The organism is Adlercreutzia faecimuris, assembly GCF_022669055.1.
Lineage (GTDB): Bacteria > Actinomycetota > Coriobacteriia > Coriobacteriales > Eggerthellaceae > Enterorhabdus > Enterorhabdus faecimuris.
This window is the reverse complement of the sequence record NZ_JAJMLW010000001.1, coordinates 591,923-603,147: the sequence shown is the minus strand read 5'-3', so window position 1 is coordinate 603,147 and position 11,225 is coordinate 591,923. Positions and strand designations below refer to the sequence as shown.

The 11,225-nt window shown below is 69.2% G+C and carries 3 protein-coding genes (1 of these 3 cut by a window edge); all 3 read right to left on the bottom strand.

Going from position 1 to position 11,225, the window contains the following annotated elements; genetic code table 11:
- Window positions 1-148: 148 nt before the first annotated feature.
- Window positions 149-1,150: a hypothetical protein gene (locus tag LPT13_RS01945; RefSeq protein WP_242162946.1), complete on the bottom strand. Its 1,002-nt coding sequence runs from the start codon at window positions 1,148-1,150 to the stop codon at window positions 149-151.
- A gap of 271 nt (window positions 1,151-1,421) precedes the next feature.
- Window positions 1,422-2,045, bottom strand: coding sequence for a helix-turn-helix transcriptional regulator (locus tag LPT13_RS01940; RefSeq protein ID WP_242162944.1), 624 nt, complete (start codon window positions 2,043-2,045; stop codon window positions 1,422-1,424).
- 225 nt (window positions 2,046-2,270) lie between these two features.
- Window positions 2,271-11,225, bottom strand: partial view of an SdrD B-like domain-containing protein gene (locus tag LPT13_RS01935; protein ID WP_242162942.1) — the 3' end only. The gene runs 57,657 nt beyond the window's last position; the window shows 8,955 of its 66,612 coding nt (coding positions 57,658-66,612); the start codon falls outside the window, past its right edge; the stop codon is at window positions 2,271-2,273.

Sequence of the window (11,225 nt, the reverse complement as noted above, 5' to 3'; positions counted from 1 at the left end):
ATAGTCCGACAACGCTTCAATCGCCCCTTGAGAGCAAATAACGGCAAAAAGAGACCCATTTTGGGCAGAAAGCGACCCTAAGCGAGACACGCAGTATGCCAAACCTCAATAGATTGCCATTGAAGAGCACAAAAGTGTCCAGGCCGGTCTAAAGACCCCACCCCGACGCCGGAAACGACAGATGCGCCGCATCGGCGCGAGCACGTGGCGAGAGCAGCAGCCGGCGCAAGCGGCGCTTCCGATCCTCATAGTCTCCCCAAGCCGGACGAAGCCGCTGCTCTAGGGCGCGGGCGACGCTCTTAGCCAGGCCATCCATAGCCATCGGATCTTTCATCTCGTCGTTGGTCAGCGTCACAACGTCGTACCCCAATGACCTCAGCTTGTTGCGCCGTCGCGAATCGGCGACATAGGCCTCGCCGCCAGCATGGAACTCGTCGCTTTCGTACTCGACGGCGAAGCGCGCATCGCGCCAAAGAAGATCGCAGCTCAGGTGACCTCCCCGATAGCGCCTGAAAGCGGCCTTGTCGTAGACGATCAGGCCGTTCGGCTCTGGTTCTCGCAACCCATAACCCCCAAGATAGCAAGGCAGCGAGAGCAGCATGCAGGAGTGCACCTCACGAGGAGAGCGCGTGGCTGCCAGAACATGCACAGCAGCGGATCGCGCCTTAACAGCCCCATGCGCTCCCGTTGCGTCGCCGACGAAGTGTGCCAGAGCCGAGGGGGTCGTTACCGGCTCGCATGAGCGCCGGCCGCCATCGACCGCCGAATAGCAGAACGCCCCGCACAGCTCGTACCCGAGCTCGATCAGATGCTCGACGCACAGTGTGCCCGCCATCTGGAGAAATAGCATCTCAGGCGAGCTCACATAGACGCTCTCGCCTACGCGCATATAGGAGCCACGGCAGCTTGCGCGGCTCCACCGGTGGTACTTAATCCCCTGCGCATTGACGCGAGCAGCTCCCTCAGGAACTGCCACATGCACCTCGCTGCCGCCCGGAAGGGCTAGTCGCGCGGCGTCGCGCACCTCGGCGCGCGTCGGCTCCTTTCCAAGATAGCGCTCCGCCTTCACGGGCACGGGGCGACGATGATCGAATTCGCGCTGCCAACGCCAAAAGGCGAGCGCACTCTGGTGCGTAAGGAAGACTGACATGGACTGGCCTCTCGTCGGGGGACGAGAGGCCAGCTTAGCGGCCCCGATGGCTCGGGGGCGGTGCAGAGGCGCCCGGGCTGCGACTGCCGGGCGTCGGGCGAGCTGCGCCCCGGACGTTCCGCGGCGCCTCGGGGGCGCCTCCCCCGCCGCGGCGCGGCTGACGAGACGCGTTGCCCCGGCGCGGCGCAGTTGGCGGGGCGCGTTGCCCCGGCGCGGCGGAGACGCGCCGCGCGCCCGATGCCCCGGCGCGGCGCGCCCGGCGCCGCGGGCGCTACAGCAGGCCGAGCGCGTCGAGGGCGGTCATGCCCAGCCAGGCCGCCACCAGGCCGACGGCGGCCGCGGCGGCGGCCATGAGCAGCTTCGCGGCCACCGGATGGCGGCGGTCGAAGGCGGTCGCGTCACGCGCCGGCGCCTCGCCCTTCGAGTAGGCCACCAGGTCGCGGTAGGTCACCAGGTCGTTCTTCTTCTTGAGGCGCTCGACCGCGTGCAGGCACACGAGCCCCGCCGCGAAGCACCCGGCGAACACCACGCCGCCCAGCAGCGTGCCCTCGCGCACGCCGGGCACGATGGCCGAGCCGCCTCCCTCGCCGGCCAGCAGCGCGAACGCCGCCAGCCCCACCAGCAAGATGCCCCAGCCCCACGCGCACAGCCGCGTCATCCTCTTCCAGTCGTTCTCGATGATCTCCTGCATGGCCTCCACGTCCTCTCGCACCAGGTCGTCGACGGACGCCTCGAAGCACTCGCTCAGCAGAAGCAGGCTCTGGATGTCGGGGTAGGTCTTGTCGGTCTCCCAGTTGGACACGGTCTGGCGCGAGACGTAGATGCGCGCCGCCAAGTCCTCCTGGGAAAGGCCGAGCCGTGCCCGGTGCCGCTTGATCTGCTGGCCGATCTGCATGTCCGTCCTTTCGAGGTAGAGGGTGCCACGCCGTGGGGCATCGTACCACCTAAGGGCCTTGACATCAGGGGGCGCGCCGGGCGATGGAGTGTCCAAGGTGTTTGACACGCAAAGATGAGCTGGGGAAACGAGGCTCGCACGACTAGGCGGGCGCTACCGTGGGGCTTGGGACGGGCGCTACCGCTAACGCAAGGCGGCCGCCCGGGTGGGCGGCCGCCTTGTCGGTTACTCCTCTTCCTCGTCGTCCTTGCGGCGGCGGATGGCCAGCAGCAGGATGAGCAGGGCGCCCAGGCTCGCCAGGGCCATGCAGTTCAGCAGGAGCGTGCTGTCGCCGGTCTGCGGCAGCATCTTCCAGGTGCCGGTCTTCTCGTCCCACACCAGCTTGTAGGGCCGCAGCGGGTTGCGGTTCGGGTCGCGTTCCTCGGGCTTCACCTTCACGCCCAGGTCGACCGCGCGCCCGACCTCCGGCGTCCAGTTGTAGGGCACCAGGAAGTTGAAGCGCTGGCCGTAGGCGTTGGGCTCGTCGCGGCCGGCGCGGAAGGCGCCGAGCACGGCCATGCCGGGCGTGATGCCCACGCTCTGCGAGCCGAGCAGGTTCCACCAGTCGCTGTCGTCGTTGTCGTTGCCGCCCACGTTGATGGCCACGAACTCGGTGCCGTCCGGCAGGATCGAGCGCACCCGGTAGATGTACGGGCGATCCTGGTCGTCCACCATGGGCAGGCCGTCGAAGCGGTACGACCCGTCGGCGCCCGTCATCTGGGACGCCACCTCGGTCCACGTGCCCGCGCCGTCGACGCCCTCGCCGGTGATGGCCTTGAGCGCCGTGGATACGTAGCCCGGGGCGTTGAAGCCGAACTCGGCATCCACGTCGAGCACCATGCGGTCGAGGTACACCGGACGACCGAACAGGCCGATGGCGGTGTCGCCCTTCAGGCCGTCGCCCTCCGGGTCCTCGAACACGATGCCGGCGATGGAGGCCAGCGCGTAGGGCACCAGGCCGGTGTCGTTGTAGTCGCAGTCGACGCCCTCGCCGACCACCCAGGCGGTGCCCGCCGGGCCGGCCAGGTGCACCGACGACCCCTGCGCGGCCAGGTCGGGTCGCGTGGACACGCCCGCCAGCACGATCATGCCGCCGTGCGGGTCGGCCGGGTCGAGGATCTTGGTCATCTCGTCCAGGTCGGAGTCCACCGTGCCGTCGGAACCCTGGTTCATCAGGGTCACGCCGTAGCCGCGCGGCAGGTCCTCCACCGTCACCTGGTAGCCGTAGAGCACGACCGTCTCGACGCCGTCCACCGTGCGCTTGCCGGCCACGTCCAGCTCGTCGAAGATCCACGAGCCGTCGGCGGCGGAACGCGTCAGGCACACGGGCTTGGCGTTGTACTTGTCGTCGGCGATCCAGGCCATGCGGCCGTTCTCGTCCTTGCCGTACCAGTAGCGGGTCAGCTTCACGGGCACGTTGGCGATGCCGATGCCCTCGCCCGCGTCGCGGATGCCGTTGTAGTTGTCGTCGCGCCACACCACGCCGGCGATGTGGGCCTTGGCCAGCTTGACCACGCCGTAGTCGTGATCGAGGCTGTCGTGCCAGTTGATGTCGGACCAGCCCGAGGAGCCCAGCAGCGACTCGAGGTACGCCAGGCGCGCCTCGTAGGCCTCCTTCAGCATGGGCTGCTCGTCGATGGTCTTGCGCTGCTCGTCGGTGAGGTTGCGCAGCTGCGTGAGCGTGGCGCCCTCGATCCACTCGAGCATCTCGGCGAACTCGTCGATGTTCTCGGCACGGCCCGCCGCACCGGCACGCGCCAGCGCGGGCGGCTCGGCGGCCCGGGTGCCGCTGCCGGCATCGCCGCCAGTCCCAGCATCGCCAGCGTCGCCGCCGGTCCCGGCGTCGCCGCCGCCGCCCTTGTCGCCGCCCTCGCCCGGGTTCTCCGGCGTGTCGGGATCGGGATCAGGCCCGGGCGTCGGCTCCTCGGGATCCTCGTCGACGGACGGGTCGGCCGGGGTGATCTGGCCGCCGCCCATCTCGGAGTAGTGGGCGCCGGGGCCCTGGGTGCGGGATGCCTCGTTGTCATCGGCCAGACGCGCCAGCACGATGAGCTTGCCCACCTGCACCTGGTCGGTCAGCGCCTTCTTGGCGTCGTCGACCACGTCGACGGCGTTCGGGCGCAGGGCCTGGGTGGCGTCGTCGAAGTCGGAGTCGATGAGCCCCAGCACCGGGTCGCCGGTGCCGACGTGCTGCAGGGTGGGCACGTAGGCCTCGGTATCCGGGTAGCTGATGACCTCGGCGCGGTAGCCGTAGAGCACCTTCACCGTCTCGTTGCGCTTCTCGAGGTAGTGGTTGCCGGTGCCCTTGGCCCAGAACTCCCAGTCGCCGCTCGACACGGTGGTGGTGAACACCGAGCCGGGGAACGTGACGTTGCCCAGCTCGTCGAGCACCACGTCGTCGGGCAGCAACGCGGACAGGTGCGCCACGTCGGCGTCGGTCAGGCTGTAGTAGTCGGTGTAGGTGCCCTCGGCGCCCTCGCGCAGCACGGGCACGTCGTCCTGGTCGAACGACCAGTCGCGACGCCAGACCCCGCGCTCGGAGTCGTCGAACACCATGTCCTGGCTCACCACGAAGGTGCAGACGAAGAACTCCTCGCGCATCTCCTCGAACACCGGGTCGCCGGTCGGGTTGCCGTCCGGGCCCATCGTGAAGCCGTAGAGGTAGGTCCACGCCACCTGCTCGAAGCCGAGCAGCTCCTCGTAGGTGCGGGCCGGGCCCTTCGTCCAGTCGTCGGGGTCGACGCCCGGCTTGGGCTCGCAGATCCACGCGACGGCGGCGTCCACCGCCGCCTCCTTGGCGGCCTGGGTCTCGGCCTTGCGCAGCTCGGCCTCGGCCAGGGCGTCCTCGGCGCCAGGCTCGCCGGCGTCGACGGCATCCTGCGCCTCGTTCAGGGCGCGCTCGGCCTCCACATCGGCGGCCAGCGCCTTCTCGATGGCGTCCTTCAGGCCGTTGATGCGCTCGATGGCCTCCTCGGACAGCTCGGAGTTGTCCGGGGTCAGCTCCTCGTCGTGATCCTCGCCCGGTGCGCCCTCGAGCGAGCCGATGCCGGTGATGTCGTACCAGTAGCGGGTCAGCCGCACGTAGGCGCCGTCGATGCCGTGCTCGTCCTCGGTGGGAACCTGGATGAGCTCGCCCTCGGGGCCCTCCACCTCGGTGAAGTCCTGCAGGCCGTCGGCGTTGGCGTCGTTCCACACGCGACCGGCCACGCGCACGGGATCCTGGGTGACCAGGCCCGCGTCGCCGGCGTGCTTGAGGCGCAGGCGGTTCGCCATGTCGTACTTGGTGCCACGATAGGTCACCTCGTAGCGGTCGTTGGCGAAGGTGGCGCGGTCGCCCTCGTCCGACTTGCGTGCCACCACGGCGTAGGCCTCGTCATGGTGGCCCATCTCGTTGTAGTCGCCGGTCATCACGGCGTCGAACTCGCGCAGGTCGGAGTCGGTCTTGTCGGCGCCGGTGTCGACGTGGAAGCGAGACACCAGGTACTCGCCCTTCTTCACCACGGCCACGGCGTAGCCGGCCAGATACGGCGTCGCGGTGTCGAAGTTCACGTCGGTCTGGGCCGGCAGGCTCGGATCCTGCGGCTGGTAGATCTGCTCCTTGTCGGGGTTGGCCGGGTCGGCCGCCGCGTCGTCGATGAGCACGTAGGCCGGCAGGTTCTCGTAGTTGTAGTTGCCGTCGACGTCGGTGAAGGTGACCTCGTGGTAGCCCTCGGTCTTGACCGGCTCGTCGGCGTCGCCGTCGCCGGCGGGCTCGTCGGCCAGCGGGCGGGCCGCCGCGCGGCGCATCGCGAAGCGGGCCGTCTCGGTGCCGTCGCCCTCGCCGGGATCGGTCGTCTCGCCGCCCTCGTCCAGGTCGATCGGCTCGGGAGCCTCCAGCTCGGCGATGCGCTTGTCGAGCGCCGCCTGGACGGCCGTGGCCGGCGTGCCGGTCTCGGTGCCGTCGAGGAAGGCGGCGCGCAGCTCGGCGAACGCCTTCAGCTGGTGCAGCTGGCGGGCCGGGTCGGCGATCCAGACCATCATGGCGTCAGCGTCGGCCAGCGCCAGGATCTCGGCCTTCTCATCGTCGGTCAGCGTCGGCGGCTCGTCCGGATCCACCGGCGGGTTCGGATCCACCGGCGGGTTCGGGTCGATCGGCTCGCCGCCGTTGCCGTCATAGTTCTTGTTGAGCACCCACGTGCCCTTGGCCCGCATCGTGCGTAGGTCGCGCTCGACCAGCAGCTCGTAGGGATACATCATGGCACCCTGGATCAGGTACACGGTGCCGTTCGACTCGGCCAGGTCGGGATGCGGGTAGCGGCGGTCGATGTGCAGGCTGGCGGAGCCGTCGGCTTCCTCCACCCAGTACATGACGTTGCGGCACTCGTCGCCCGCGATCTGCTCGGGCGTCAGATCCTTGTTGCTCTCCTCGTCGTAGAACAGCTGGTGGCCGTCGGCGTGCAGCTGCGGCACGAAGTAGTACTGGGCCAGGACCACCTGGATGTCCTCCAGGCCGTCCTCGTCCTCGAACAGGCCGTCGTAGTTCTCGTCGTACCACACCAGGCCGATGAGGTTGGTGTAGTCCGGTGGCGCGAAGCCGGCGTTCATGGCCGTCTGATCCTGGCCGCTGGCGAAGTCGAAGGCCATCTTCAGGCCGTCGCGCTCGGCGTCGAGGAACTGGCCGGGGAAGCTCTGGTCGGCCACGCCGGCCAGGACGATGCGGCCGTCCATGACGTTCTTGGACACGCGCTCGCCGCCGTCGCCGTCGGTGGCGCCCTCGGCGTCCGCCTCGGCGCCGGTCTGCAGGTTCTTCTTACCCAGCATCACGGGGAAGTTGCCGTCGGCCAGGCCGTAGGCGGCGAACTCGCCGTCCTGGGCCATCGGATGCGCCTTGTTGTTGCGGGCGTCGCGCTTGGTGGTATCCCACTCGTAGCCGGTGACGAGCAGCGACATCATGCCGTCCTCGCCGTTGTGGCCGTTGACCTCCAGCGTGTAGCCGGCCAGGCGCCACGCGCCGTCGATGAGGCGGGCGGTGGGCAGGTCGGTGAACTCGAACCAGCCGGTGATGCCGTCGGGATGCGCGGTGGCGTCGGTCAGCGCCTCGGCGGTGCCGTCGGCCTGCCACGCGCCCGTCTCGTCGAGGTACCACTTGTGCAGGATGACCGTCTTGCCGCTGTAGCCCTGCTCGGAGTACAGGCCCTCCTCCGGCTGGCCGTCGGCGTCGTAGCGCTGCTCGGGCTCGTAGTTGTAGATGCCGTCGTAGTCGGCGTCCTCCCACACGAAGCCGTTGATGTCGTAGGTGGGCGGCTTGATGAGGCCGCCGTCGTTGCCGGTGCGGTTGACGCCCATCATCAGGTCGTAGGCCACCAGCTTGCCGTCGGCCGAGGTCCTCACGTTGGAGAAGTCGTCGGCGGCGACGATGGTCTTGGTGCCGTACTCGTCAGTGGCGTAGACGATGTCGCCGTTGGCATCGCGCTTGGCGGGCTTGGTCTGGTCGTGGTTGTTGGAAGCCGGCGCGTAGATGATGTTGGACTCGTGGGACACGCGGCCGTCCGGCGTGGCGCCCTGCTTGTCCACGACCTCCAGCAGCACGATGTACTCGTCGGCGGCGGTCAGGGCGTCGTCCTCGCCCAGGTCGGAGTTGACCAGGTAGTCCACCGGGTCGCCGTTGGCATCGTTCACGCGGTACTTGGCCTTCATCATCTTGTCGTCGACGACGCGCTCGTCGGTGACGCGCACCTTGTAGCTGTAGACGACGCGACGATCCTTGCCGTCCACCTTCTCGATGCCGGCCGTCTCCAGGTCCTCGAACTTGTAGTAGCCGTTCTGGATGACGTAGCCGGCCTTGACGGACTGGCCCGTGCCCAGCGTGAGGGCCGGGATGACCGAGGCGTCGAGGATCTGGTAGAGCGGATGCTCGCCCGTCACCACGCCGTCGGTCGCCTGGGTGGTGAAGCCACCCGAGCCGTCGGGTACGGTGGTGACGGTCTGGTACTGGTAGTCGTCGTCCTTCACCCACTGGTCGGTGTCGCTGTTGTACCAGTAGCGGTCGAGGTCGAGGCTGTAGCCGTTCAGGCCGAGCTCGCGGATGTCCTGGATGCCGTTGTTGGCATGGGCGCGGGCGAACTCGTCCTTCACGTCGTCGACGCCCTCGAAGCGCCCGTCGTAGCCGTCATCCCACAGGATGCCGTCGATGGACTGGAGGGTGGGCCGCACGGCGCCGACGTTGCCGCCGGTCACGGCGCCGCCCACGGTCAGCCAGTCGTAGGACGCCACGGCGTTGGTGCCGTCCTTCACCAGCTGGCCCACGGGCACGGTGGCGTAGTCGGAGGCCGCGGCCAGGTGGGTCGGGTTCTTCACGCCCTCGCCCGCCAGCACGCCCTCGCGCGCCACGATGATGCGGGCGCCCTCGCCGGCGCCGGTGGCCACGGCCACCGGGGAGCCCTCGCGGGTGCCGGACTCGCCGGCCACGGTGGTCTGGTCGCCCACGACCATGCCGCCGGCGGTGCCGGTGCGGTCGGAGCTCTCGGCGTCGGAGTCGCGGCGGATGTCGGTGCCCTGGTGGTAGCGCGTGAGCATCCACATGCCGTCGGCCGTGCCGTCGGCGTTGTCGCCGCCGGGCTGGCCGGTGGTCTCGTCGAAGGTCACCTCGTCGAGGCCCATGAGCTCCACCTGGTAGGAGGCCAGGTGGTAGGTGTCGCCGAAGAAGCTCTCGGCGGCGTTGGCCTTGCGATCCTCGCCGTAGGTGGGCGCCACCGACACCGTGGCGTCGCCGCGGGTGGTCATGATGGCCGACGGAACGCCGCTGAACGCGTAGGTGCCGCGCTTCGTCTCGTCCACGGTCTCGTTGCCCAGCCCGTCGGTCACCTTGCCGTCGGAGGTCAGCACCGTGCGCTTGGATCCGGCCACCAGGCTCCACTGGTCGGCCGCGTCGTCGTAGATCCACTGGGTCATCGCCATCAGGCGGTTGGCCAGGCCGGGCTCCGGCGTGGCGATAGCGACGTTGCCCCAGTCGTCGTAGGTGACGCCGTCGCGGATGCCGTTGTAGGAGCGGTTGCGCGCGGCGATGTCGGTGACGGGGTCGCCCGCCGGATGGTAGCTGTCGTCCCACACCACGCCGTTGATGGTGGTGCTGGGGATGTAGATGAGGCCGGCGTCGCCGCCCTGCTGGACGGTCTCGCTGGCGGTCAGGTTGTAGCTGATGCCCGCGTACTTGACCACGCTGGACGGATCCACGTCGGTCAGCTTGCGGCGGGCCGTGATGACCATGCCGTCGGCGCGGGTGGTCGGGCCCGTCTCGCCCTCGTCCAGCTTGCCCGTCTGGTCGAAGCGGTTCACCAGCGGCAGGTGCTCGTTGGCAGACCCGCTCGGGCGGTAGATGTCGGACTCGGTGGCGTAGCCGTCCGCGTCCGCGGCCACGTGGGCGCGCGTCAGCGTGGCGCCGGCCGGCAGCTTGACGACCTCGATGCGGTAGCCGGCCAGGTAGGTGGCCGCCTTGGTCTTGTCAGGCTGGTAGCTGGTGGGCAGGTCGTCGGTCTTGTACTGGCCCTTCTTCAGGTTGTCGGGATTGTTGACGGGGTCGACCTTGCCGTCGGACGTGGCGACGGGCAGGATGGGCTCGCCCGTGGCGATCCAGCCGTAGTCGGCGTCCGCGGCGTCGCTCAGCGGGCCCCAGTAGTACTGGACGGCCTGGACGAGCACGCCGGCCACGCCCTCCTCGTCATCGTCGCGCACGCCGTCGTAGTCGGCGTCGTTCCAGATGAAGCCGGTGACGGGCGCCGCCGGCGGCACGAGGAAGCCGCCGTTCATGCGGTGCTCGCGCTTGCCGTAGGTCAGGTCGAACTGGGCGGTCACGCCGTCGGAGGCCGCGTCGATCTGGTACTGGGCCTCGGCCACGGCGCCGTCGGTGGCGTCCTTGGTCTGCGAGCCGGCCAGCACCAGCATGGAGTCGAGCGTGTGGATGTCGCCGTCGGACGAGGTGGCCGTGTTGCGGTACAGCGGGAACATGCCCTCGCCGTAGCGGTCGATCACCTGCGCGGCGCTCGTGTCGGTCACCACCTCGTGGCTCTTGGAGTTCCACGTGTCGAAGGTGGTGGCGGTGATGTGCGGGTCGCCGGTCCGGGTGTCGTTGGCCTGGCGGATGGTGGGCTTGTAGCCCAGGCTGCCCTTGACGCACAGGGTGTAGCCGGCCAGGCGCTCCTTGCCGTCCACGAACACGCGCACCGGCAGGTCGTCGAACTCGAAGTAGCCGGTCAGAGTGCCGCGGTCGGCGTCGGCGTCCTCGGTCTGCACGTGGCGGTAGCAGAAGTCGGCCGCCAGGTAGTCATCGCCGTAGCCGCCGGCAGGCGTGGGCTTCCACTCGCCCTTGCCGCCGTTGGCCTCGGGATCCCAGTACCACTGGCGCAGGTACACGTCACGCGGGAAGCGACCCTGCTCGGGGCCGTCCATGTCGATGACGTCGCCCGTGACCGGGTCGGGATAGGAGCCCGCCTCGTAGGTGTAGAAGCCGTCGTGGTAGTCGTTGTCGCCCCAGATGTAGCCGGCGATGGAGCGGTACGCGGGCTTGATCTCGCCCACGTCGCCCGCCGTGCGGTCGGCCGGCAGCGTCCACTGGTAGCAGACGGCGCCAGCCGCGTCCATGGCGTGCTTGGCCGGGATGTCGGCCAGGCTCTCGGCGATGGCCGAGGTGCCGCCGGCGGCCGCGGGCGTGGCCAGGATGACCTGGCCGTCGTTGGCGCGGTCGCGGTTGGCGATGAGGAAGCTGTCCTTCACGGTGAAGCCGCGCTTGGCCAGCGACGCGTCGGAGTCGACGGCCGCGTTGGCGCCCTGCTGGTAGGAGGTCAGGTGCCACGGGTCGGTGCCGTCGGCGGTGATGTCGTTGACCTTCTCCAGCTCCAGGCGGTAGCCGGCCAGGAAGTACTGGTCGATACCGGTGGTCAGGTTGGTCTTCATGACCGCGGAGGGCAGGTGGTCGAAGGCGTAGCGGCCCAGCGTCGTGCCGTCGGCGCCGTCGCCGGTCAGCACGGACACCACGTCGAAGGTGGTGCCGTCGGCCTCAGCCGCCAGCGTGCCGCCGGTCTGGGCGGGAACGCGGGCGTCGGTGCCGTCGCCCGCGGGCACGGTGGACAGCCAGTCGTTGCCGAAGCCGCCGTTCTTCACCCACGC